Origin of the sequence: Phenylobacterium sp., assembly GCF_046291545.1 — a bacterium.
GTDB lineage: Bacteria > Pseudomonadota > Alphaproteobacteria > Caulobacterales > Caulobacteraceae > Phenylobacterium.
The window spans coordinates 966,968-988,803 of record NZ_JBKBSM010000001.1; the positions used below are offsets into that span (position 1 = coordinate 966,968).

Here is a 21,836-nt window from a genome sequence, read left to right on the forward strand (position 1 = left end):
GAATGCGCGCATCCGGACTCCTCTGAATGATCTTCCGACATCCTCTGCGGTCGAAGGCGGCCGCCACGGAGCAGACGCCGTGGGAAATCAGCGTCGATGTGGACATCCAGCTCGCCCTGGCGCTGAGCCGCGCGTCCGTGAACGCGCTCCTGGCTCTGTCGCCGCACGCGGCGGCTGTGGTGCGCGACGCCTTGGCGCGGGAAGTCGACGCCTTGCAGGCGCAGAACGATCCGCCTTCGCTGGCCGCCGCCAGCAGCGTCCTTGATCTCCTGCGCAAGGCCGCGTGAAGCGCGCGCCGATCAAGGTCAATCTGGCCGCCCGCGCCGCCAACGCCGAGATCCGGCGCCGGCGCACCCGTGCACGGCTGATCGACGCGGCCCTTGCGGTGGTCGCGGACAAGGGGCTGGCCGCGACGATCGAGGATTTCGCCGCAGCCGCCGGCGTCGCGCGCGGAACCGTCTACAACTACTTCCCGACGGTCGCCGACCTGCTGGACGCGGTCCGCCGCCGCATCCTGCGGGACGTCGGCGAAGGGCTGGGCGTGGCCCTGGCGCAGGTCAGCGACCCGGCGGCCGAGCTGGCGACGCTGTCGCTGTTCCTCGTCGCCTATTCGCAACGCCAGCCCCTGCAGGGCTGGGCCGCGCTGCACCTTGAGCGGCTGCAGCCCGGACGCAGGACCGACGGGGCCGATCCCTTCGACCGCATCCTGGCCCGCGGCGTGGCCGAGGGGCGCTTTCGCGCCGTCGACGTTGGCGCTGCGCGGATCCTGGCCGCGGGCGCGGTGCGCATGGCCATCCACGACGCCCTCACCCGCCCGGCGCCCGGTGAACAGGTCGTATCGGTCTGCGGCCTGATCCTGGCCTCGCTCGGCGTGCCGCCCGCGGAGGCGCTGGCGATCGCCGAAAGCGCCGCGCGCCGCCTTGCGGCCTGACGCGCCCGTTCAAGCGTCACATTACATCCCTGTCATGTGACGGACGGTGACGCGGCCCCTAAGGTCGCCGACAACCAATTGTCTATCTGGAGTTCCCATGCACCGGCGCACCTTCCTGGCCGCCTCCAGCGCGCTCGCCGCCTCCGCCGCCCTGCCGCCCCTCGCCCTTGCGGCGGACGTCAATCCGCTGACCGCGTCCTGGACAGGCCCCTACGGCGGCGTGCCGGCGTTCGACAAGGTCAAGGTGGCCGACTTTCCCGCCGCCCTGGACGCGGCCATGGCCGAGGAACTGCGCGAAGTGGACGCCATCGCCAACGCCTCGGCCGCTCCCACCTTCGACAACACGATCGCGGCGCTGGAGCGGTCCGGCCGTACGGGCTCGCGCGTCTATACCTTCTACGGAGTGTGGTCGAGCACGCTCTCCTCGCCGGAGATGCGGGCCGTCGAGCAGCAGATGGAACCCAAGCTCGCGGCGCACGGCGACAAGATCTTGCAGAACGCGCCGCTCTTCAAACGCATCGAGGCCGTCTACGAGGCGCGCGAGCGGTCCGGCCTGACGCCTGAGCAGCAGCGCCTGACCTGGCTCTACTGGAACCGCTTCGTGCGCGCCGGCGCCAAGCTTGACCCTGAGGCCAAGGCGCGCGTGGCGGCGATCAACGAGGAACTCGCCGGCCACTTCACCACCTTCAGCCAGAACCTTCTGGCCGACGAGACCGACTACGTCCTCTATCTGACCAGCGAGGACGAACTGGCCGGCCTGCCGGCGGACGTGCGCGCGGCCGCCGCCGCGGCGGCCGAGGCCAAGGGCCGCAAGGGCGCCTGGGCGATCCTCAACACCCGATCCTCGATGGATCCATTCCTGACCTACGCCGATCGCCGCGACCTGCGCGAGAAGGTCTGGCGCACCTACTACAGCCGCGGCGACAACGGCGACGCTCACGACAACAACGCCGGGATCCGGAAGATCCTGAAGCTGCGCGCGGAGCGCGCCAAGCTCCTGGGCTATCCCACCCACGCGCACTGGCGGCTGGAAAACACCATGGCCAAGACGCCCGAGGCGGCCATGGCGCTGATGATGCGGGTCTGGCCGTCGGCCGTCGCACGCGTGCGCGAAGAGGTCGCCGAGATGCAGGCGATCGCCGACAAGGAGGGCGCCAAGATCAAGATCGAGCCCTGGGACTACCGCTACTACGCCGAAAAGGTGCGCGCCGCCCGCTACGACCTCGATATGAACGCCGTGAAGCCGTACATGCAGCTCGAAAAGCTGCGCGAAGGCATGTTCTGGGCCGCCGGCCAGATCTACGGCTTCCAGTTCGCCCAGGTCTCAGGCGTGCCCGTCGCCCATCCCGACATCCGCGTCTGGGAGGTCAAGGACGCCAAGGGCGATCACGTGGGCCTTTGGTACTTCGACCCCTACGCCCGCGAGGGCAAGCGTTCGGGGGCCTGGATGAACGCCTACCGCACCCAGGAGAAGTTCGACGGCAAGGTGACGACGATCGTCTCCAACAACTCCAACTTCGTGAAGGGCGCGCCCGGCGAGCCGGTGCTGATCTCGTGGGATGACGCCGAGACCATGTTCCACGAGTTCGGCCACGCCCTGCATGGCCTGAACTCGGACGTGAACTACCCCTCGCTGTCGGGCACGGCTGTGTTCCGAGACTATGTGGAGTTCCCCAGCCAGGTGAACGAGCACTGGCTGCCCACCAAGCCTGTGCTCGACCAGTTCGCCCGCCACCATCAGACCGACGCGCCGATCCCGGCCGACCTGGTCGCCAAGATTGAGAAGGCCCACACCTTCCGCCAGGGCTTCGACGTGACCGAATACCTGGCCTCGGCCCTGATCGACATGAAGCTGCACCTGGCGGGCGACGCCGACATCGATCCGGACGCCTTCGAGCGCGAGGAACTGGCCAAGCTCGGCATGCCGCCGGAGCTGCCCATGCGCCACCGTACGCCGCAGTTCGCGCACATCTTCGCCGACGACGGCTATTCGGCCGGCTACTACAGCTACCTTTGGTCGGAGGTGCTGGCGCTGGACGCGGTCGAGGCGTTCGAGGAGTCCCCGGGCGGCATGTACGACAAGGCGGTGGCCAAGCGGCTGCACGACCACGTCATGAGCGTGGGCAACACGGTCGACCCGGCGGAGGGCTATCGCGCCTTCCGCGGCCGCGATCCGGACGTGAAGGCCTACCTGCGCGACAAGGGCTTCCCAACCGAGGTCTGACGCCGCGCGCGCCGGCGGCCTAGATCTCCAGGGTCCAGGTCGCCACGCCGGCGGCGCGAAGGGCCGCCATCCGGGCGAAGGACAGGGTCAGCGCCTTGCGCCGCGCCCCAGCCAGGGGCGTGGCCGGCGCCTCGCGCACGATCGCCCCGCCGAAGCCGTCGGCCACGATCAGGCCCGGCGCGTCCGGCAGCGCCTGGCGGGGGAACTCGGGCGCGACGGCGAAGGCGAAGGCGTCGCAATACGGCAGGTACTCGCCCCACTTGCCGTCGGCGCGGAAGTCCTCGATCGAGGACTTCACCTCGACGATGAAGATGCGCCCCTTGCGGTCCAGGGCCATCAGGTCCGCGCGCCTGCCGTTGGGCAGGGTGACCTCCGCCAGCGGCGCGTGGCCCAGCTCGGCGAGAAGCCGCGCCGCGCCGCGGGTCACCTGGGCGGTGATCTCAGGGCGTGTGACGCCGACGATGGCCTGGGAGGCGGTCATGCCCCATCCTGTTCCGCCTTCGTTCCGGATTCAAGGGGCCGATCGGCCGCAGGCCCTCGATGCGTCAGTTGCGGGCCGGCTTGGGGAACTCGAGAAGGCCGGTGTTGAAGCCAAGCTGGCGCACCCGGGCCAGGGCGTTGGCCTTGGCCGAGGGGGCCAGAGAGGGCCGCTGAGACATCAGCCAAAGGTGCTGGCCGGTCGGCGTGGTCAGCAGCAGCCAGCCTTCGTCGGGGCGATGGTCGATCACCCAGTACTCCTGGTTCACGAGCCCGCCGAAGAAGCTCATCTTGAACCGGGTGTTCTCTCCCGGGTTGGCGACCTGGGCCTTGGCCTTCCATTCGGTCTTGGGGCCGTCCGGCGCATCCTTGTGGCAGGTCTGCACGACGGCGTAGCCGTCGCCGGTGCGCCGCCAGTCCGAGGTGGCGCCCTCGCAGTTCCTCTGCAGCTTGTTGGGGATGCGGGCGACTTCGTACCAGCGTCCGGCCATCTTGGTGAGTTCGATCTTGTCCGGGTCGGGCTTGACCGGCACGGGCGGACCGGCGGCGATCAGGCCCAGGGCGGCGAACGTGACGAGAGCGGCGCGGATCGGGAGCATTTCGAAGCGTTAGGCGGCGGCGGCTGAACGCATGCTGAACTACATCACGTGGGCGACTTCAAGGCGTGGGCCCCGCCAGACCTGCCGCCCGTCGACGCAATTCGCTGCGGATTGCGTCAGAACGCCGGGCGCAGCGCCCTGTTCCCGATCTCCGAGCGCCCCCGAACAAAGGACGCCCGCCTCCGGCGGAGGCGGGCGTCGATGTGCTTGCCTACTCCGACGCGGCGCCGGAGCGGACCTGGACCGAGGCTACTCGGTCGCGATCGAAACCGCCTGGGCGACGCGGTCCTTGAAGTTGATTTCCTGGAGGTACTTGATGCCCTCCTCGGCGATGTCGTCGCCGACCATCCGGTCGCCCTCGCCCTTCAGCTCGTCCATGTCGACATAGGTCGCATAGAAGGCCTTGGTGCGGTCGGTGATGATGCCCGCGTTCAGCAGGGTCTTCACCAGCACGCGGAAGATGTTGGTCTGCTCCTTCATGCTCTCGCGACGGACCTCGTCGTTCATGTTGGCCGCCATCTCGGCGATCACGCGGTCGGGATCGAGGCCGAACTCCTCATAGAGGTCGCGCTGCTGGCTCGGGGCCACCAGGTTGAACAGCAGGGTCTGGAAGCAGTGGGCCGCCCAGTCCTCGATGATCGCGTGCTCCTCGGCGGTGAGCTTGGGGATGGTGCGGTCGGCCCAGATCTTCCCGAACTTGTGGTGGAAGGCCTCGTCCGTCATCACCAGCTGGAGCAGCTTCTTGCCCATCGGGTCGCGGATGTTGTTGAAGAAGGTGGCGAAGGCGCCCATGGCCAGGCCCTCCACCAGCATCTGCATGCCGATGATCTTCTTGTAGACTTCGGGGCTGGCGATGATGTCGACCAGCAGGGCCTTGAGAGTCGGCCCGCATTCCACCGGCCGGCCCCAGCGCGCCTTGATGTACTTGGCGAAGGCGGTGACGTGGCGGGCTTCTTCCCGGGTCTGGTTGGCGGCGTACTCCTGCGCCCCCTGGTCCTTCAGCACGTGGCACAGGCTGGCCGAAAGGTTCAGCGCGCCCTGCTCGCCGTGCAGGATCGAGGAGAACGAACGCAGCGCCGACTGGTTGGCGAAGCGCACGCGGGTCTTCCAGTCGGTCAGGTGGTTGGAGACGTAGTCCGTGGACAGCGAGATGATCATGTCCTCGGGGAGGAGCATCTCGTTTTCCATGTCGAAGGGCTCGTCGAAGTCGATGTACTTCTTGTCGAGCGGGTCCCAGAAGTGGTCGTGGGTGGCTGAGATGATCTTGTCGAAGGCGGTCGAACGCGCGTTGTAGCGGTCGAGCTCAAGCATCGACTCGAAGTCGTCCGGAGCGACGGCGTCGTAGATCAGGTCCTTGGTGATGTTGCCGTCCGCGGCCATGGTCGATCCTCCTGGGGGGTCCGTCCGGTCGCGCGCAGGCGCCGGCGAAATCTTGATCTGGATCAAATTTCCACACGTTCCGAGGGAAGTCAATGAACGTGACGCGGGCGTCATTTTCCTAACGCAGGTCAACCATGGAGACCTTCGGGCGCGCGCTTGGCCCCGTCTAGCGAGGCGCGCCTAGTTTGCGCCCGCCAGGGCCGCGCGCTCGGATCTCAGTTCGGCCAGGGTCTTCTCGGCCGCCGTCACCCCCGCCGCGTCACCCTTGTTGCGGGCCTGGATCAGGTCGCTGGTCGCCTCCATCTCCCGCACCGGGATCAGGTGGGTGTCATCCGCAGGCTTGAACGGCGCGGTCTGGATGCGCGCCAGGATCGCCCGCTGCCGCTCGGCCTCCGCGCCTTCGCCCACGCCGTAGGCGAACATGAACTTGGCGATCTTGGCCTTGACGCGCGGATCCAGGTCCTTGCGCCAGATCATCGGATCCTCGGGGATGGTCGGCGAGGTCCAGACGACTTCGATGGCGTCCAGGGTGCGCCGGGCCATGGCGGAGTCCTGCATGGCCAGCCGCTCGATGGATTGGGTGTTGTTGGTGGCCGCATCCAGAACGCCCGAGCCCACGGCGAAGAGATTCGCCTCATGGTTGGCCGAGCGGACGGTCTTGAAGCACTGGACCGGGTCGATGCCGCGCGGGGCGAACAGGTAGGTGATCGGCGCCAGCGTCCCCGAGGTCGACTTGGCGTCCCCCATGCCGAAGTCCAGGCTCCCATCGCAGGCCAGGACACGGTCCAGGGTGAGGCCCGAGCCCTTCTGCACGACGATCACCGCCTGATAGCCGTCGGCTCCGTCGGGGTCGGCCGTACGGGCGAACACTTCGCCCCCCGCGCGGCGTACGGCTTCCAGCCCCGAGTTGTTGGAGAACCAGCCGAGGTCGGTCTGCTTGAACCGCATCGCCTCGATGATGGCCGTGTAGTTGGAGCCGAAGAACGGCTTCACCTTCAAGCCGGTCGCCGCCTCCATATCCTTCAGGAACGGCCCCCAGTCGACCATTTGGGTCTGGGCGTTCTCGGTCGACAGGATGGAGAAGGTCACGCTGGTCGGTTCGGGCCCTTCGCCAGGCGCGGGGGTTTGCGCCGGCTGCTGGCTGCACGCGGCGAGCAGCGCGGTGGCGAGTAGCGCGGCGAGCGCGCGGCGCGGGATCACGGCCGGTCTCCGGCGGCGGGCAGGGCGGGGACTTGCGCCGCCACCATGGCGCGCTCCGCGCGATTGATCCCCCACAGAAGCCGCGGATCGGCCGGATCCCAGGCGATCGCCTGGCCGGGGATGGGCGCCGCTATGGTCGCCAGGTGGACGAGCACCTCGCCTTGGGCCGGCAGTTCCAGCACATAGACCTCCCGTCGATCGTGCCCGCTCACGTACAGCCGCCCGTCCGGGCCGAAGGCGCCGCCGGAGCTGGAGGTCGGGGCGAAGCGTTCCAGGACGGTGTCCGGGAAGCGCCAGGACGCCATTTCGCGCCAGGCGTCGTCGTACTTCACCAGCGTCGTGAACCGGTGATCGCGGCCGGGCTCGCCGCCGCGCCCGTCGTAGTTGGCGAAGCAGGCCCACCAGAAGCCGTTGCGCCGCTCGACCCAGGTCAGCGAACCGTGGCCGCGCCCCAGCGGGATCGAACGCAGGTGGACCATCTTCGCCGGATCGAACACCTCGACCGTGCTGGCCATGGGAATCTGCGGAAAGTTCGATGAGGCGCAGACCAGCTCGGCGAGGATCACCGAGCACGAGTTGAGATGGGGAAACGTCGCCCGGTCGCCCGACCAGACCGCCACGCGCTGGCCAGTGGCCTTGTCGTACTTGGCGATGGTGGAGTTGGCGACGGCGTAGACATGGGTCGCGTCGGCCGCCACGCCTTGGGTCGCCTCGGGGGCTGGGATGCGACGCACTTCCTCGGCGGCCATCTCGGCCCGGGCCGCTGCGGCCAGGACCAAGGCTCCAGCAAGAGCAGCGAGCATGACAATCCCCGGTTAAGCCGCGACGACCGCGCGGGCATAGGCGTCTTGCGTGTCGGACCGCCGACATTTCGATTGTGCTTCCGTGACAGCGCTCCGGGCGGTCGATGAAATGCGCTCTTGAGGCGATCGGCTTTGAGCGCTACCGCCTCGCCCATGCTGCATGGACTTTCCCACCAGGCCCGCGAGGCCAAGAGCTGGCCCTTCGAACAGGCGCGCATACTGCTGGACCGCGTGCTGCGCCTGCGCCTTTCCGACGCCGAGCGCGACCTGGCCTCCACGCTGATCGGCGCGGGCAAGGCGGCGGACGCCGTGGCCACCTTCGAGGCGCTGCGCAAGCCGGTGGTCTTCCAGTGCGGCTTCGGCGCCTCGGGCCTGCCGCACATGGGCACCTTCGGCGAGGCGGCGCGTCCGACCATGGTGCGCACCGCCTTCCGCGCCCTGACGGAGGACGCCATCCCCTCCAAGCTGATCGTCTTCTCCGACGACATGGACGGCCTGCGCAAGATTCCCGACAACGTGCCCAACCGGCAGATGCTGGAAGAGGACCGGGACAAGCCGGTCACCCAGGTGCGCGATCCCTTCGGCGAGCACGAGAGTTTTGGCGCGCACAACAACGCGCGCCTGCGCGCCTTCCTCGACGGCTTCGGCTTCGACTACGAGTTCATGTCCTCCACCGCCTGCTACACCTCCGGGCGGTTCGACGAGGTGCTGCTTAGGGTGCTCGAGCGGTTCGACGCCATCCAGGCGATCATGCTCCCGACCCTCGGCGAAGAACGCCGCGCCACCTACTCGCCGTTCCTGCCGATCAGCCCGAAGACCGGGCGGGTGCTGCAGGCCCCGACCCTGGAGCGCCGGATCGACGCCGGCACGATCGTCTTCCCCGACGAGGATGGAACGCTCACGGAGGTGCCGGTCACCCGCGGCCACGTGAAGCTGCAGTGGCGGCCCGACTGGGCGGCCCGCTGGACCGCCCTTGAGGTCGACTACGAGATGAGCGGCAAGGACCTCGTGGACTCGGTCCGCGTGTCGAACCGCGTGTGCAAGGCTCTCGGGGGCGAGCCGCCGGAGGCCTTCCACTTTGAGCTCTTCATGGACGAGAACAACCAGAAGATCTCCAAGTCCAAGGGCAACGGCCTGACCATGGAGGAATGGCTGCGCTACGGCGCGCCCGAGAGCCTCGCCTACTACATGTACCAGTCGCCGAAGTCGGCCAAGCGGCTCTATTTCGACGTGATCCCCAAGGCGACGGACGAGTACCTGCAACAGCTCGACGCCTTCAATCGCGCCGGGACCCAAGCCAATGCGCCGGCGATCGACAACCCGGCCTGGCATGTGCATCGGGGCGAGCCGCCGCAGAAGGGTTCTCCGGTCTCCTATTCCCTGCTGCTCAACCTGGTTTCCGCGGCCGACGCCTCCACCAAGGACATCCTGTGGGGCTTCATCTCGCGCTACATGCCCGGTGCGAGCCCCGAGACCGAGCCCATGCTCGACCGTCTGGCCGACTATGCAATCCACTATTACGAGGACTTCGTGAAGCCCTCGAAGCGGTTCCGCGCGCCCAGCGGCCAGGAGCGGGCTGCGATGCAGGACCTGGCCGGACGGCTGAAGGCGCTGCCCGCGGGCGCGGACGCCGAGACGATCCAGAACGAGGTGTTCGAGGTGGGCAAGGCGGCCGGCTTCGAGCCCCTGCGCGCCTGGTTCCAGGCCCTCTACGAGGTGCTGCTCGGCCAAAGCCAGGGCCCCCGCTTCGGCTCCTTCGTCGCGATCTTCGGCGTCGAGCGCACCATCGCCCTGATCGAAAAGGCCCTGGCCGGCGAGCTGGTCGCCGGCTGAGGGGCGCGCCTAGAGAGCCTTGGTGAAAAACACCTCCGGCGTCGCCTGCACGCCGTTGAGGCGAAGCGCTCCGGCTTCCTCGTAGCCGTTGGCGCGGTGGAAGGCCTGGGGGCCGGGCTCGTCGGCCACGGCGGACGTCATGACCTGGGCGGCGCCCTGCGCCTTCATCTGAGCTTCCCAGGCCGCGACCAGCGCTCGGCCTACGCCTGCTCCGCGAGCGCGGGGTTCGACCTGGATCATCTCCAGATAGGGGACGCGCCCCCAGAAGCGGCTGAAGCGCAGAAAGCCGTCCGGCGAGGCCCCGCGCCAGGCGAGCAGGTATTCCTGCTGGTCGAGGCATCTTCGGACCCAGTCTGCGCTCACGTGGACGTCGTGAGCGAGCAGCCAGTCGAGGTCGCCCGAAACGGCGTGCACGATGCGAAGCGTCATGCCTGCAGACTAGCACGACCCTCGGTCGGCGCGGCTCACCAGATCCCGTCGTCGCCGATCGGCATGCCGGGCGGGGTCTCGGGTTTCTGGCCCTTGGCGAGGGCGAGCTTTTCGAGCGTCTCCGGATCGGCGATCAGGCCCGCCAGGCGCTGGCGGTGCGCCTGTTCGGCCGGATCGCCGGCCTTGGCTTTGAGCGCCTGACCCAGGCGAGCGAGTTCGGCGCCGATAGCGGCGGCCGCAGCCGGAGACAGCGCGGGGTCCGCCTTGGCGGCGGCGAGGTCGAGCACCAGCCGGGTCTGGGCTCGGCGCTGCACCTCGGCCAGGCGTCCCGCCGCCGGCTTGCCGGGGAACACCGTGGCGGTCAGCCGGCCCAGCACCTCCTCGGCGCCGGGCAGGCCGGGGTCGGCGCGGTGCTGCTCGACCAGCCGCGCCAGCCGGTCGCCCGCCAGGAGCTGGTCGAACACGAGGCCGGCGGCCACGTCGGCGGCGACCAGCGGGTCGAAAGCCGGACCGCCCATGGTGTCGAAGATCTCCATGTCGAACTGCGGGTCCGGCGTGCCGGTGAAGCCGGCCGAGAGCAGCGTCACCAGCTCGGGCGGGGTGTCGAGTTCGGCCGGCGCCAGGGCGGCGAGCAAGGCGTCCAGCGCCTGCGCCTGGGCGGCCGCCGGCACACGCCTGGCGGCTTCCACAGGGTCGCCCTTCACCGAATAGGGAAAGTCTATACCGCCCACGAGCTTGGCCGCAGCCTCCACCTGGTAGCGGTGCAGGAGGTAGATCGGCACGTACTTGCGCCTGAGGTTGGCCACCGGTTCGCCCGGGCGAAGGGCCGATACGCCAAAGCCGTCCAGGGCGACGCGGCGGACTTTCATCATGCGGTCGAGCTCGGCGGCGGGATCGGCCCCGTCGTCCCACAGGCTCGCCCAGGGTTGGCCGACGCCAAGCGGCCGGCCGTCCACGTCGTCGACGAAGCGGCGGCCGGAGGCGACCATGGCGCGGGCCTTGGCGTCCAGCTCGGCCTGGCCGGCCGCTCCGGGCGCGACGGGACCATAGAGCCAGTCGACCGTGAACTTGTCCCAGTCGCCGATACCCACGGCGTAGGCCTCCGACAGGTCAATCCGGCCGTCGGTCAGCTTGATGCGCGGCGGCGGGTAATCCATCACCGAGGCCCGCTCCTGGGTTGAGGCGGCGAAGTTGTGGGTGAAGCCTAGCGAGTGGCCCACCTCGTGCGCGCCAAGCTGGCGGATCCGGGCGAGGGCGGCCTGCACCGGATCATTGGGCCCGCCGCTTCCCGACTTGTCGGCGCCCACGAGCCCTTCGAAGATCAGGATGTCCTGGCGCACGCGCAGGGCGCCCAGCACCACGGCGCCCTTCACGATCTCGCCGGTGCGCGGGTCCACCACCGTCTGGCCGTAGGACCAGCCGCGGGTCGCGCGGTTGGCCCAGTTGACCATGTTGTAGCGCACGTCCATCGGATCGGCGCCTGGAGGCAGCACCTCAGCGCGGAAGGCGTCCTTGAAGCCGGCGGCTTCGAACGCCTGGTTCCACCAGCCGACGCCGTCGACCAGCGCCTGGCGCACGGGCTCGGGGGCGCCGTTGTCCACATAGAAGACGATCGGCTTCTTCACCGGCGACACGGCTGCGGAGGGGTCGGTCTTCTCAAGGCGGAAGCGGCGGGCGTAGCGGTAGACGATCTCGCCGTCGAGCGGCGCGGCGAAGTCGTTGATCACGATGGCGCCCAGGCCGCCGGTTCGCGGATCGTAGAGGCGCGGTTCGAAGCCGGGCTCCGGCAATTTGACCAGCGAATGGTGGACCGCCAGCGTCACCGCCTTGGCCTCCGGCGCGATCTCCCGCGCCCCGGGCCCGGGGGTGTCGGAGGCGAAGGTCTGGACCGCGTCCAGCTCGATGTTCTCGGGGAACACCTTGGTCTTTTCGACGTCGGCCAGGGTCAGGTCGGCGACCTGTTTGAAACCGGGCTCGCCCGCGCGCTTCAGGCTATCGGCCGCGTTGACGGCGTCGCGCGTCAGGAAGCTGGTGAAGTCGATCAACAGGCCGCCGTCCGGCGCCTCGGCGGCCACCGGCGCGGCCCAGACGACAGAAGTGGCGAAGCTGTTTCGGGCGGAGGCCTGCTCCTCCTGCGTGCCGCCTGTGGCGCGGTAGCGGGGGTTCTCGAACTCCGCCACCACCTTGCCGCCGATGCGGCGAAAGGCCAGGACCTGGGTCTCCGCCTGCTTGCCGCGGTCGAGGCCGCTGGCCGCCGAGCCGAAGCCGGTGCGCAGGGTTGCCTGATAGAGGTAGCGTCCGGCCACCCCGTCCTTGTCGGGGGGCGGCAGCGCCAGCAGCACGCGGCCCTTGGCCTTGTCGACGTAGACCGGCAAGAGGCCTTCGCGCCGCTCCAGGCCGGCGATCTGCTGGGCGTAGGCGCCCTGGGGCGCGGCCGCCGTCGCCGGCGCCGCCAGCGCTCCAGCGGTGAGAAGCACGCCAAGGGCGCAGGACGTCAGAAAGCGGTTCATCGCTAACCCCCCGATACTGGACCGGCGAGGGTTAGGCCCTGGCGGCGGCGTGGTCCACCGGCGGCTGTGCTGGCCGCGCTTCTCGAGGGGAACGCCCAAGGGGCGGGCGCCGCCGGCCAAGCTCCAGGGCGCCCCTACGTCATGGCTGAGCTTGACGTTGACGTAAGAGTTACCCTAGATTTCGCTCCCGTCCATAGGGAGGACGACATGCCCGCCGATCTGCGCCGGCCGCACCGCACATTCACCATTCGCCAGCTCTGCCAGGAGTTCAAATGCACGCCCCGGGCGCTGCGGTTCTATGAGGACAAGGGCCTCCTGAACCCTGCCCGCGACGGGATGAACCGGGTCTATTCCTACAAGGACCGCGCCCGCCTGGTGCTGATCCTGCGCGGCAAGCGCGTCGGCCTGGCTCTTTCCGAGATCGGGGAGATCCTCGACCTCTACGAGGCCGACGACGACGGCGTGGCCCAGAACCTGAAGTCGCTTGGCAAGTTCCGCGAGCGCATCGTGGCCCTGGAAGCCCAGCGCGAGGACATCGACAAGGCCATCGCCGAACTGAAGGTCGGCTGCGAGCGTTTGGAGCAGCACCTGGCCAAGACCCGGCCGGATCTCCTGCCCCAGGCGGAGGACTACCACCAGATGCTCGGTCAGCGGCTGGGCGACCTGGAACACGCAGACGCCAAGTAACGACGCGGCCACGCCGTCGTCCCGCATCCCTGCGCCCGCCGGGCCGGCGGGCGAGCGCCATGGCCGGTGCGCCGGCCGGAGTCCGACATGACCTACACCCCGCCCGTCCGCGACCACGCCTTCCTCCTGGGCGAAGTGCTCAAGATCGACCGCTACGCCGACCTGCCCGGCTTCGCCGAGGCGCCGATGGACGTCGTGCACCAGATCCTTGAGGAGGCGGGGCGCTTCACAGCCGAGGTGCTGGCCCCGCTCAACAGCGTGGGCGACAAGGAGGGCTGCGTCTGGAAGCCGGACAACACGGTGACCACGCCATCCGGCTTCAAGGAGGCCTATCAGGCCCTGGTCGAGGGCGGCTGGCCGGCGCTGGGGGCGGTCACCCAGTACGGCGGCCAGGGGCTGCCGGCTGTGGTGAACCTGTCGTTCAGCGAGATGAGCTCGTCGGCCAACATGGCCTTCTCGATGTACCCGGGCCTCACGCACGGCGCCTATTCGGCGATCCTGAACGGCGGCTCCCAGGCGCAGAAGGACCTCTACCTCCCTAAGCTGGCGTCCGGCCAGTGGTGCGGCACCATGAACCTGACCGAGCCGCACTGCGGCACCGACCTTGGCCTCTTGCGCACAAAGGCGGTTCCGCAGGGGGATGGGACCTACCGGATCAGCGGCCAGAAAATCTGGATCTCCGGCGGCGAACACGACCTGGCCGAGAACATCGTCCACCTGGTGCTGGCCCGCATCGAGGGCGCGCCAGCGGGAACCCGCGGCATCAGCCTGTTCATCGTGCCCAAGTTCATCCCGGATGCCGACGGAAGGCCGGGCGAGCGCAACAGCGTCTATTGCGCGGGCCTCGAGGAGAAGATGGGCATCCATGGCAACGCCACCTGCGTGATCCAGCACGAGGAGTCGCTGGGCTGGCTGGTCGGCGAGGAGAACCGCGGCCTCAACCTGATGTTCGTGATGATGAACGAGGCCCGGATCGGCGTGGGGCTGCAGGGCGTGGCGCAGGCCGAGGCCGCCTACCAGGCCGCCGCATCCTTCGCCAAAGAGCGGCTCCAGGGCCGCTCCCTGACCGGCCCGAAGAACCCGGACGGCCCGGCGGATCCGATCATCGTGCATCCCGACGTGCGGCGAATGCTGATGGACAGCCGCGCGATCGTGGAGGGCGGTCGGGCGTTCCTGTTCTGGACCGCACTCCAGGGGGACCTCGCCCATGCGAGCCCGGACGAGGCGGTGCGCCAGAAGGGCGACGACTACATGGCCCTGATGACGCCGGTGGTGAAAGGCTTCCTGACCGATCGCGGCTTCCGCGTGTGCTCCGACGCCCTGCAGGTGCACGGCGGCTCCGGCTTCACCGAGCACTTCCCCGCCAGCCAGTATGTGCGCGATTGCCGCATCACCATGATCTACGAGGGCGCGAACGGGGTTCAGGCGCTCGACCTAGTGGGCCGTAAGCTTGCGGCCGCTGGCGGCCGCGCGGTGATGACTTTCTTCGCCGAGATCGACGCCTATATCGAGACGCGCGAAGGCGATGCGCAACTGAAGCCGTGGCTCCAGGGCCTCGCCGCCGCCAAGGCCGAGCTGCAGGACGCCACCATGTGGCTGATGCAGAACGGCCTCGCCAATCCCGACAACGCCGGCGCCGCGTCCAGCGACTACATGCACCTCTTCGGCTTGACCGCCCTGGCCTACATGTGGACCCAGATGGTCGAGGCCGCGCAGGCGAAGATCGACGCAGGCGACGCCGACCCCTTCTACGCCGCCAAGGTGGCGACCGGCCGGTACTTCCTGGAGCGGGTCCTGCCCGACTCGGCCGCCCACCTGGCCAAGCTGAAGACCGGCGCCGAAAGCCTGATGGCCCTGCCGGCTGAGGCGTTCTGATGGCCCGCTACACCGCGACCACGGACTGGAGCCTGAAGCCCGGGGAGGATTTCCTGAAGGGCCGCTACAGCCGCGGCCACACCTTAAGCTTCGACGGGGGCGTGGAGGTTCCGGCCTCCGCCTCGCCGCACGTGGTCGGCAAGTGGGCCGTCGAGGCCGCCGTGGACCCGGAGGAGATGCTGGTGGCGGCGCTCTCCAACTGCCACATGCTCACCTTCCTGCATAAGGCGCGGCTCGCCGGCTTCCTTGTCGCCGCTTACCGCGACGAGGCCTATGGGGTGATGGAGGAGATCGCGCCGGGCCGCATGGCCGTGACCAAGGTCGTGCTTCGTCCTCAGGTGACGTACGACGGCGCCGCGCCGGACCAGGCCCAGCGCGATGCGCTGCACCATGCGGCGCACGAGGAGTGCTTCATCGCCAATTCGGTGAAGACCGAGGTGAGCGTCGAAGACGCCGGCTGAAGCTGCCCTAAAGGTCGGACCAGAGGTCCTGGGTGTCGCCCTTGCGGTTGAGCACCCGCACCGCGCGCTTGACGACCTGCAGCAGCCGTTCGCGCCGCTTGTCCTCGTCGTAGGTCATCGCCCCCTTGGCCATGCCCTCCAGAAGGAAGCGGCCCAGGTCGCGGCTGGTCTGAAAGCGGGGGTCGAGTCCGGCTTGGGCCAGGGCCAGGAAGCGGTCGCCCACCTGGGCGCGGTCGAAGGCGCTCTGAGCCGCCGCCAGGCGCTCGCGCAGCATCCTGTCGGTCCGCGCCGCAGCTTCCAACTCGGCGAAGGCCACGAACGGGAGTTCGTGCAGCAGGCGCCAGTAGGCGTCGATGGCGTGCTCGGCGGCGTCCACCCCCGGCGCCGGCGGCTGTGACGCCGCCTGCTCGAACAGGCGGGCCCGTTCCAGGTCGATGTGGGCCACCGCCGCCTCCACCAGCTCTTCGCGGCTGGAGAAGTGATAGAGCATGGCGCCGCGCGTCAGGTTCGCCGCATCGGCGATCATGGCGTTGGTGGCGGCGTGGTAGCCGACCTCGGCGAACAGCCGCATGGCCGCATCCAGGATGCGCGCGCGGGTGCGGCGAGACTTGGGAGTCTCTTTGGCGGGATAGGTTCTGGCGTCCATGAGACCTGGGGAGGATCTTACAAGCGTTTAAGTAGGTCGGCTTTGCCGCGGCGCCTAGTCGTTCTCGTTGCGGCGCGGCATCGCAGGCGCCGTTTCATTAAACCGACATGCAATCAGCCTAATCGGCGGGCAATTCCCATGGCCTCAGGGGGCGTTGGTGGACCAAGTCGGAGACCGGCGTTACCGGACCGTATTCATTTCCGATATCCATCTGGGCACCCGCGGGTGCCAGGCCGAACTTCTTCTCGACTTCTTCCGCCACATCGAATGCGACGCCCTATACCTGGTGGGCGACATCATCGACGGCTGGAAGATGAAGTCCGGCTGGTTCTGGCCCCAGGCGCACAACGACGTGGTCCAGAAGATCCTGCGCATGGCCCGCAAGGGCGTGAAGGTGGTCTACGTGCCCGGCAACCACGACGACCGGGTGCGCGAGTTCTGCGGCGTACACTTCGGGGGCGTGGTGGTGGCGCGCGACGCCATCCACGAGACGGCCGACGGCCGCCGTTTCCTGGTGACCCACGGCGACGAGTTCGACGGCGTGGTGCAGCACGCCAAGTGGCTGGCCCTGCTGGGCGACTACGCCTACCGGGCGCTGCTCACCGCCAACACCTTGTTCAACCGGGCTCGGCGACGCCTGGGCTTCGGCTACTGGAGCCTCTCGGCCTTCCTGAAGACGCGGGTGAAGAACGCTCTGCAGTTCATCGAGAACTTCGAGGGCGCGGTCACCGAGGAGGCCCGCCGGCGTGGCGTCGACGGGGTGATCTGCGGCCACATCCACAAGGCCGAGATGCGCGACATCGACGGGATCACCTACGTCAACGACGGCGACTGGGTGGAGAGCTGCACGGCCCTGGTGGAGCACATGGACGGCAGCCTGGAGATCCTGGAGTGGGCCAAGCTGCGCCACTGGTCGGCGATCAAGAGGGCTCGCAGCCTCGAGGCCCTTCCCGCTCCCAAGGCGGCCTGACGCTCACGGACGGTTGACAGCAAAGCCGAAGTCATGACAGTCCGCACTGTCATGAGCACGCCCCGTTCCGGCTACTCGTCCAGCCTGCGCGACCGCCAGAAGGCCGCCACCCGCGACGAGATTCTCCGCGCCGTCGCCCGCAAGCTGGAGACGACGCCCCTCGACGAACTGGGCTTTGCGGAAATCGCCCAGGAAGCCGGGGTCGGCGAGCGCACGGTCTACCGTCACTTCCCGACCAAGGAGGCGCTGCTTGGCGCCTTCTGGGCCTGGATGCAGACCCAGGCGGTCACCCGTCCTGCGCCGGCGCGTCCGCGTGAGCCGGCGCCTGCGCCGCGGGACGATGCCCAGCGGCCGATGCGGATCCTGCTGGCCACCGACGCCTGGGAGCCCCAGGTCAACGGCGTGGTGCGCACCCTGACCAAGGTGGTCGGCGAGCTGCGCGAGATGGGCCATTCGGTCGAGGTGGTCAGCCCCGACCAGTTCAAGACCTTCCCGCTGCCGACCTATCCGGAGATCAAGGTCGCCATCGGCGTCTACGAGCCGGTGCAGGAGCGCTTCAAGGCCTTCGAGCCCGAGGCCATCCACATCGCCACGGAAGGTCCCATCGGCCTGGCGGCCCGGCGGATCTGCGTGGAATGGAAGCTGCCCTTCACCACCAGCTACCACACGCGCTTTCCCGAATACGTCTCCGCCCGCCTGCCCGTGCCCCTGGCCGCCGGCTACGCCTACATGCGCTGGTTCCACAAGCCTTCGGGGCGGCTGATGGTGGCCACGCCGACCATGCGCAACGAGCTGACCCAGCACGGCTTCCGCAACATCTCGCCCTGGACCCGCGGGGTCGACACCGTCACGTTCCGCCCGCGCGCCGATCACGAGGACGACATCTTCGCCCACCTGCCCAAGCCGATCTCGCTCTATGTGGGCCGGGTGGCGGTTGAGAAGAACATCGAGGCGTTTCTCGGTCTGGACCTGCCGGGCACCAAGGTCGTGGTGGGGGACGGTCCCCAGCGTGAGGAGCTGGCCGCAAAGTATCCCCGCGCCGTCTTCACCGGCGCCAAGTTCGGCGCGGAGCTGACGGCGCACTTCGCCTGCGCCGACGTCTTCGTCTTCCCGTCGCTCACCGACACCTTCGGGCTGGTGATTCTGGAGTCCATGGCCTGCGGCACGCCCGTGGCCGCCTATCCCGCGCCGGGACCGATCGACATCATCCCGGACTCTGGGGCGGGCGCCCTGGCGGCCAGCGCCACGGAGGGCCTGCGCGAGGCCTGCCTGGAGGCGCTCAAGATTGACAGGGCGGCCGTGCGCGCCTTCGCCGAGACCTTCTCCTGGCGGGCCTGCGCCGAGGATTTCGTGCGCAACCTCCAGCCCTATCCGGAGCCGGAGAAGACCCGCTTCTGGCGCCGGCTCCGGCGCCTGGCGCGGGTGAGGCGCCGGCCGACCGTCGCGGCCTGAGGCCTCGTCGTCTCAGGCGGAATCCTGGACCTCCGCCCACGCCGCGCCGACCAGCTCCCCCAGCACGTTCAGGTCGATGTCGGCGAGCTTGTTGATGTAGAGGCAGCCCTTGCCGGTCGCATGCTTGCCCAGGCGGGCGAGCCGCTCGTCCCAGCCCGGCGCGTGGCTCAGGTAGAGCACCAGGGCGCTCTTGCGCGGCGCAAAGCCCATGGCCAGCGTCTCGCCCTGCCTGCCGCCCGCCAGGGCGTAGGCGCGCCGGCCGAAGCCGACGATCGTCGGGCCCCACATATGCGGTTCAAGGCCGCTCACCCGGCGCATCAGCGCGCAGAGAGCCGCACCGTCGGCTGGCCTGGCCGAGGCGGCGACGAAGGCGTCGACGTCCGCGTCGGTGGCCCGGGTCTTGGGCTGGTACGCCATCGCGATCCCCGTCGGCTGGTTGCAGGCGCGAGGGCCGCCAGCGTTCGCCAAGGGCGCTGCGAGGTCAAGGCGCCGGCGCCTCGCCGCGGGAGGCTCAGATCAGGCGCGAACGGATCGTCTGGCTCAGAAGGTCGATGCAGGTCACCGCCACGACGATGACGAGGCCGATCGCCGAGACGCGCGAGTAGGCGAAGCTGTTGAGGCTGTCGAACAGGATCTGGCCGATGCCGCCGGCGCCGATCAGGCCCAGCACGGTGGCGGCCCGGCTGTTCGATTCGAAACGGTAGAGCGCATAGGAGGTCCACAGCGGAGCCACCTGCGGGATCACCCCCCAGACGATCTCCTGCAGCGGCGCCGCGCCCGTGGCGCGCACGCCCTCCACGGGGCCCTTGTCGATGGCTTCCACGGCCTCTGAGAAGAGCTTGCCCAGCACCCCGCCGGTGTTCAGCGCCAGGGCCATCACGCCGGCGAAGGGGCCGAGGCCCACGGCCACCACGAAGATGGTGCCTATGACCAGGTCCGGCACCGATCGCAGCAGGTCCATCAGCCGGCGCACCGGCTGGCGGATGAAGGGCGGCGAGATGTTGCGCGACCCGGCCAGCCCCAGCGGGATCGCCAGCAGGACGGCGATGAAGGTGCCCCAGAGGGCGATCTGGATGGTCAGCCACATCTGGCTGATCAGGAGCTTCCAGTCGGAGAAGTCCGGCCGCAGGAACTCCGAGCCGAACTGCCGCATGTTCTCGGAGTTGGCGAACAGCAGGGGAAGCTTGCGCATCTCAGCCGGTCCGAAGCTGAGGATCAGGAGGGCGGCGATGCCGCCCCACAGCGCCACGTCGAAGGCGATCTCGCCAACGCTGCGCGCCGGCGGCTTCAGGGTGTCAGGAGCGGGATGTGTCACTGGCCTGGAGGGGCTTTCGTCGGGATGCGCTATTGGGCCGGCGCCGGCTGGCCGGCCTTCGCCGCCAGGGCCTCGCGTTCGGCGCGGATCGCCGCCAGCGCCCGTTCGGCTTCGGCGATCTTGTCCTGGTCGCCGCCGTTGCGGGCCTCGAGCAGGGCTTCGGTGGCCTCCATTTCGCGCACCGGAAGCAGGTGGTTGTCGTCGCTGGGACGGAAGCCGCCGATGGATAGCTTGGACAGGAGGTCGCGCTGGCGCTGGGCCTCTGCGCCCTCGCCCTGGCCATAGGTCAGGAAGAACTGGCGCAGCTTTTCCTTCACGGCGGGATCGAGATCCTTGCGCCAGATGATCGGGTCCTCCGGCAGCTTGGGCGATTCCCAGATCACCCGCACCTTGTCCACCACCTCCGAGCCGCGTTCACGCTGCAGGCGAAGGGCGGTGGAGTTGTTGGTCGCCACGTCCAGCACGCCGTTGGCCACGGCGAACAGGTTGGCCTGGTGGTTGCCGTTGCGAACCTGCTTGAAGCAGGTCTCGGGACGCACGTTGTTGGGGGCGAACAGATAGGTCATGGGCGCCAGGGTGCCCGACGTCGACTTGGCGTCCCCCATGCCCAGGGTGAGCGACTTGTCGCACTTCAGCACGTCTTCCAGCGTCGTCTTGCTGGCGGCGGGCACGAGCAGGATCGAGCGGTAGCCGTCCTCCCCGGACGGGTCGAAGGTCCGTGCGAAGACCTCGCCGTTGGCGCGGCGCACGGCCTCCAGGCCCGACAGATTGGAGAACCAGCCGGCGTCGGTCTGCTTGAAGCGCAGGGCTTCGATCAGCGCGGTGTAGTTGGAGCCGTAGAACGGTTTCACCGGAATCCCGATCGACTTTTCCATGTCGGCCAGGATCGGCTTCCAGAAGGTCTCCAGGCTGGTCGCGTTCTCCGTCGCCAGGATGGAGAAGTTCAGCACCTTGGGCGCCTCGCCGGGCGTCACCGCGGGCTTCTGCTCGCAGGCGGCGAGGATCAGCGAAGCGCCGGCGCTGGCCAGCAGTTGTCGGCGTGCGATCATTTGGGCGCTCCCTCCCAGAAGACGTCCTCGAATTCCGGGCCATAGATGTCGATCAGGCGTGGACGGGTCAGGCCCTCGGGCGGGCCGTCATAGACGATCTTGCCGGCCTTCAGCGCCACCACCCGGCGGCAGTATCGCAAGGCGTAGTCGACCTGGTGCAGGGTCACGACCACGGTCAGGCCGTCGACGGCGTTGAGGTCCTTCAAGACCTCCATGACCTTGCGGGCGGAGACCGGGTCGAGCGAGGCGACGGGCTCGTCGGCGAGGATGATCTTGGCCTTCTGCACCAGCGCCCGGGCGATCGCGGCGCGCTGCTGCTGGCCGCCGGAAAGGGTGTTGGCGCGCTGGGCGGCGTATTCGGCCACGCCCACCCGGGCAAGGGCCGCCATCGCCGCGGACTTGGTCTCGGCCGGCCAGCGGCCGGCGAGGCCTCGCCAGAAGCCGATGCGCCCCAGCGAGCCCAGGGCGACGTTCGTGAACAGCGACAGGCGGCCAACCAGGTTGAATTGCTGAAAGATGAAGCCGATGCGGATGCGCGCCTCGCGCACCTTGTCGCTGATCCGGCCCTTGGCCTGGACCGTGCCGCCGAACGCCTCGATCCGTCCTTCGTCGGCGTCGATCGGCGCCAGCCCGGAAATCGACCGCAACAGGGTCGACTTGCCCGAGCCGGAAGGGCCGATGAGCGCGATCATTTCGCCGCGCGAGACGTCCAGCGACACGGAGTCCAGCGCCCGGCGCTGGCCGAACGTCTTGGACACGTTCCTGATCGACAGGACTGCGGCGTCGCTCATTGAACTCTTAGGCTTCCCCGGGGCCGGGCGCGCAGCGGGCGCAACCCTTCTGATCGCTGACCGTTGCTACGGTTTCATGACATGACGGCGGCGCGACGGTCCAGCCTCGAAGCGATCCTGCGACTTCGAAGGCAGGCCCTTTACATTCGGGGCGTAGGCTCTTATGTCGCTCGGCTCCGGCGGACCCGATGTCCTGAAAAGCGC

General features: G+C 68.9%; 21 protein-coding genes and 1 pseudogene. 10 read left to right on the forward strand and 12 right to left on the reverse strand.

Annotation, left to right across the window (positions count from 1 at the left end; all coding sequences use genetic code 11):
- Positions 1-26 precede the first annotated feature (26 nt).
- From ACK4YQ_RS04820 to ACK4YQ_RS04830, 3 genes are all read left to right on the forward strand, one after another.
- Positions 27-287, forward strand: coding sequence for a hypothetical protein (locus tag ACK4YQ_RS04820; protein ID WP_409608822.1), 261 nt, complete (start codon positions 27-29; stop codon positions 285-287).
- Complete coding sequence (locus tag ACK4YQ_RS04825) at positions 284-931, forward strand: TetR/AcrR family transcriptional regulator (RefSeq protein WP_409608824.1); 648 nt, start codon at positions 284-286, stop codon at positions 929-931. The genes ACK4YQ_RS04820 and ACK4YQ_RS04825 overlap by 4 nt, the downstream gene beginning before the upstream one ends.
- A gap of 97 nt (positions 932-1,028) precedes the next feature.
- Entirely contained in the window at positions 1,029-3,155 is a 2,127-nt protein-coding gene (locus ACK4YQ_RS04830) for a M3 family metallopeptidase (RefSeq protein ID WP_409608826.1), read from the forward strand.
- Positions 3,156-3,174: 19 nt separating this feature from the next.
- Here the strand turns inward: ACK4YQ_RS04830 and mmcB are convergent, their stop codons facing one another.
- The 5 genes from mmcB to ACK4YQ_RS04855 all read right to left on the reverse strand — a co-directional run bounded on the left by mmcB (position 3,175) and on the right by ACK4YQ_RS04855 (position 7,614).
- Positions 3,175-3,636, reverse strand: coding sequence for a DNA repair putative endonuclease MmcB (gene mmcB / locus ACK4YQ_RS04835; RefSeq protein ID WP_409608828.1), 462 nt, complete (start codon positions 3,634-3,636; stop codon positions 3,175-3,177).
- Positions 3,637-3,700: 64 nt separating this feature from the next.
- Positions 3,701-4,231, reverse strand: a complete 531-nt coding sequence (locus ACK4YQ_RS04840) for a lipocalin family protein (protein ID WP_409608830.1) — start codon at positions 4,229-4,231, stop codon at positions 3,701-3,703.
- Positions 4,232-4,480: 249 nt separating this feature from the next.
- Positions 4,481-5,611 (reverse strand): ferritin-like domain-containing protein, encoded by a 1,131-nt coding sequence (locus ACK4YQ_RS04845; RefSeq protein ID WP_409608832.1) that lies wholly within the window; start codon positions 5,609-5,611, stop codon positions 4,481-4,483.
- A gap of 180 nt (positions 5,612-5,791) precedes the next feature.
- Positions 5,792-6,811: a phosphate/phosphite/phosphonate ABC transporter substrate-binding protein gene (phnD, locus tag ACK4YQ_RS04850; protein ID WP_409608834.1), complete on the reverse strand. Its 1,020-nt coding sequence runs from the start codon at positions 6,809-6,811 to the stop codon at positions 5,792-5,794.
- Positions 6,808-7,614: a hypothetical protein gene (locus ACK4YQ_RS04855; RefSeq protein ID WP_409608836.1), complete on the reverse strand. Its 807-nt coding sequence runs from the start codon at positions 7,612-7,614 to the stop codon at positions 6,808-6,810. Before ACK4YQ_RS04855 ends, phnD (ACK4YQ_RS04850) begins: the two co-directional genes overlap by 4 nt.
- A 153-nt stretch (positions 7,615-7,767) precedes the next feature.
- Between ACK4YQ_RS04855 and ACK4YQ_RS04860 the strand changes: the two genes are divergently transcribed.
- The gene (locus tag ACK4YQ_RS04860) at positions 7,768-9,447 is read left to right on the forward strand and encodes a lysine--tRNA ligase (RefSeq protein WP_409609526.1); all 1,680 of its coding nucleotides are present in this window, start codon (positions 7,768-7,770) and stop codon (positions 9,445-9,447) included.
- Between the two features lie 9 nt (positions 9,448-9,456).
- On the opposite strand, the gene ACK4YQ_RS04865 is transcribed toward ACK4YQ_RS04860, so the two are convergent.
- Together ACK4YQ_RS04865 and ACK4YQ_RS04870 are read right to left on the reverse strand one after the other, a co-directional pair.
- Positions 9,457-9,876 carry a GNAT family N-acetyltransferase gene (locus tag ACK4YQ_RS04865; RefSeq protein ID WP_409608838.1) on the reverse strand — a complete coding sequence of 140 codons (420 nt, stop codon included), beginning with the start codon at positions 9,874-9,876 and terminating at the stop codon, positions 9,457-9,459.
- A gap of 35 nt (positions 9,877-9,911) precedes the next feature.
- Positions 9,912-12,386: a zinc-dependent metalloprotease gene (locus tag ACK4YQ_RS04870; RefSeq protein ID WP_409608840.1), complete on the reverse strand. Its 2,475-nt coding sequence runs from the start codon at positions 12,384-12,386 to the stop codon at positions 9,912-9,914.
- A gap of 207 nt (positions 12,387-12,593) precedes the next feature.
- On the opposite strand from ACK4YQ_RS04870, the gene ACK4YQ_RS04875 reads away from it, so the two are divergent.
- The 3 genes from ACK4YQ_RS04875 (at position 12,594) to ACK4YQ_RS04885 (ending at position 15,409) form a co-directional block, all read left to right on the forward strand.
- Complete coding sequence (locus ACK4YQ_RS04875; RefSeq protein ID WP_409608842.1) at positions 12,594-13,073, forward strand: MerR family transcriptional regulator; 480 nt, start codon at positions 12,594-12,596, stop codon at positions 13,071-13,073.
- Positions 13,074-13,160: 87 nt separating this feature from the next.
- Positions 13,161-14,948 (forward strand): acyl-CoA dehydrogenase C-terminal domain-containing protein, encoded by a 1,788-nt coding sequence (locus ACK4YQ_RS04880; protein WP_409608844.1) that lies wholly within the window; start codon positions 13,161-13,163, stop codon positions 14,946-14,948.
- A complete protein-coding gene (locus ACK4YQ_RS04885; protein ID WP_409608846.1) occupies positions 14,948-15,409 on the forward strand; it encodes an OsmC family protein in 462 nt (153 codons plus the stop codon). Before ACK4YQ_RS04880 ends, ACK4YQ_RS04885 begins: the two co-directional genes overlap by 1 nt.
- 7 nt (positions 15,410-15,416) lie before the next feature.
- Here ACK4YQ_RS04885 and ACK4YQ_RS04890 read toward each other — a convergent pair whose 3' ends face one another.
- Positions 15,417-16,055 (reverse strand): TetR/AcrR family transcriptional regulator, encoded by a 639-nt coding sequence (locus ACK4YQ_RS04890; RefSeq protein WP_409608848.1) that lies wholly within the window; start codon positions 16,053-16,055, stop codon positions 15,417-15,419.
- A gap of 157 nt (positions 16,056-16,212) precedes the next feature.
- Between ACK4YQ_RS04890 and ACK4YQ_RS04895 the strand changes: the two genes are divergently transcribed.
- The 3 genes and pseudogenes from ACK4YQ_RS04895 (at position 16,213) to ACK4YQ_RS04905 (ending at position 18,477) form a co-directional block, all read left to right on the forward strand.
- Positions 16,213-17,025 (forward strand): UDP-2,3-diacylglucosamine diphosphatase, encoded by an 813-nt coding sequence (locus ACK4YQ_RS04895; RefSeq protein ID WP_409608850.1) that lies wholly within the window; start codon positions 16,213-16,215, stop codon positions 17,023-17,025.
- Between the two features lie 51 nt (positions 17,026-17,076).
- Positions 17,077-17,271, forward strand: a pseudogene (locus ACK4YQ_RS04900) (TetR/AcrR family transcriptional regulator); the annotation flags it as partial.
- 108 nt (positions 17,272-17,379) lie between these two features.
- Complete coding sequence (locus tag ACK4YQ_RS04905; protein WP_409609528.1) at positions 17,380-18,477, forward strand: glycosyltransferase family 4 protein; 1,098 nt, start codon at positions 17,380-17,382, stop codon at positions 18,475-18,477.
- A 12-nt stretch (positions 18,478-18,489) separates the two neighbouring features.
- On the opposite strand, the gene ACK4YQ_RS04910 is transcribed toward ACK4YQ_RS04905, so the two are convergent.
- The 4 genes from ACK4YQ_RS04910 to phnC form a co-directional block, all read right to left on the reverse strand.
- Positions 18,490-18,894, reverse strand: coding sequence for a DUF1801 domain-containing protein (locus ACK4YQ_RS04910; RefSeq protein WP_409608852.1), 405 nt, complete (start codon positions 18,892-18,894; stop codon positions 18,490-18,492).
- 94 nt (positions 18,895-18,988) lie between these two features.
- Complete coding sequence (gene phnE / locus ACK4YQ_RS04915; protein WP_409608853.1) at positions 18,989-19,792, reverse strand: phosphonate ABC transporter, permease protein PhnE; 804 nt, start codon at positions 19,790-19,792, stop codon at positions 18,989-18,991.
- Between the two features lie 29 nt (positions 19,793-19,821).
- The gene (gene phnD, locus ACK4YQ_RS04920; protein WP_409608855.1) at positions 19,822-20,841 is read right to left on the reverse strand and encodes a phosphate/phosphite/phosphonate ABC transporter substrate-binding protein; all 1,020 of its coding nucleotides are present in this window, start codon (positions 20,839-20,841) and stop codon (positions 19,822-19,824) included.
- Positions 20,838-21,632: a phosphonate ABC transporter ATP-binding protein gene (gene phnC / locus ACK4YQ_RS04925; RefSeq protein ID WP_409608857.1), complete on the reverse strand. Its 795-nt coding sequence runs from the start codon at positions 21,630-21,632 to the stop codon at positions 20,838-20,840. The genes phnD (ACK4YQ_RS04920) and phnC overlap by 4 nt, the downstream gene beginning before the upstream one ends.
- Positions 21,633-21,836 lie beyond the last annotated feature (204 nt).

What these genes read in the sequence shown, in the direction of transcription:
- ACK4YQ_RS04885 (WP_409608846.1), top strand. Translation starts at nt 14,948, where the DNA reads ATGGCCCGCTACACCGCGACCACGGACTGGAGCCTGAAGCCCGGGGAG.
- ACK4YQ_RS04905 (WP_409609528.1), top strand. Translation starts at nt 17,380, where the DNA reads ATGCGGATCCTGCTGGCCACCGACGCCTGGGAGCCCCAGGTCAACGGC.
- phnC (WP_409608857.1), bottom strand. Translation starts at nt 21,632, where the DNA reads ATGAGCGACGCCGCAGTCCTGTCGATCAGGAACGTGTCCAAGACGTTC.
- ACK4YQ_RS04910 (WP_409608852.1), bottom strand. Translation starts at nt 18,894, where the DNA reads ATGGCGTACCAGCCCAAGACCCGGGCCACCGACGCGGACGTCGACGCC.
- ACK4YQ_RS04830 (WP_409608826.1), top strand. Translation starts at nt 1,029, where the DNA reads ATGCACCGGCGCACCTTCCTGGCCGCCTCCAGCGCGCTCGCCGCCTCC.
- ACK4YQ_RS04870 (WP_409608840.1), bottom strand. Translation starts at nt 12,386, where the DNA reads ATGAACCGCTTTCTGACGTCCTGCGCCCTTGGCGTGCTTCTCACCGCT.
- ACK4YQ_RS04880 (WP_409608844.1), top strand. Translation starts at nt 13,161, where the DNA reads ATGACCTACACCCCGCCCGTCCGCGACCACGCCTTCCTCCTGGGCGAA.
- ACK4YQ_RS04845 (WP_409608832.1), bottom strand. Translation starts at nt 5,611, where the DNA reads ATGGCCGCGGACGGCAACATCACCAAGGACCTGATCTACGACGCCGTC.
- mmcB (WP_409608828.1), bottom strand. Translation starts at nt 3,636, where the DNA reads ATGACCGCCTCCCAGGCCATCGTCGGCGTCACACGCCCTGAGATCACC.
- ACK4YQ_RS04855 (WP_409608836.1), bottom strand. Translation starts at nt 7,614, where the DNA reads ATGCTCGCTGCTCTTGCTGGAGCCTTGGTCCTGGCCGCAGCGGCCCGG.
- ACK4YQ_RS04875 (WP_409608842.1), top strand. Translation starts at nt 12,594, where the DNA reads ATGCCCGCCGATCTGCGCCGGCCGCACCGCACATTCACCATTCGCCAG.
- ACK4YQ_RS04860 (WP_409609526.1), top strand. Translation starts at nt 7,768, where the DNA reads ATGCTGCATGGACTTTCCCACCAGGCCCGCGAGGCCAAGAGCTGGCCC.
- ACK4YQ_RS04820 (WP_409608822.1), top strand. Translation starts at nt 27, where the DNA reads ATGATCTTCCGACATCCTCTGCGGTCGAAGGCGGCCGCCACGGAGCAG.
- ACK4YQ_RS04865 (WP_409608838.1), bottom strand. Translation starts at nt 9,876, where the DNA reads ATGACGCTTCGCATCGTGCACGCCGTTTCGGGCGACCTCGACTGGCTG.
- phnD (WP_409608855.1), bottom strand. Translation starts at nt 20,841, where the DNA reads ATGATCGCACGCCGACAACTGCTGGCCAGCGCCGGCGCTTCGCTGATC.
- ACK4YQ_RS04890 (WP_409608848.1), bottom strand. Translation starts at nt 16,055, where the DNA reads ATGGACGCCAGAACCTATCCCGCCAAAGAGACTCCCAAGTCTCGCCGC.
- ACK4YQ_RS04840 (WP_409608830.1), bottom strand. Translation starts at nt 4,231, where the DNA reads ATGCTCCCGATCCGCGCCGCTCTCGTCACGTTCGCCGCCCTGGGCCTG.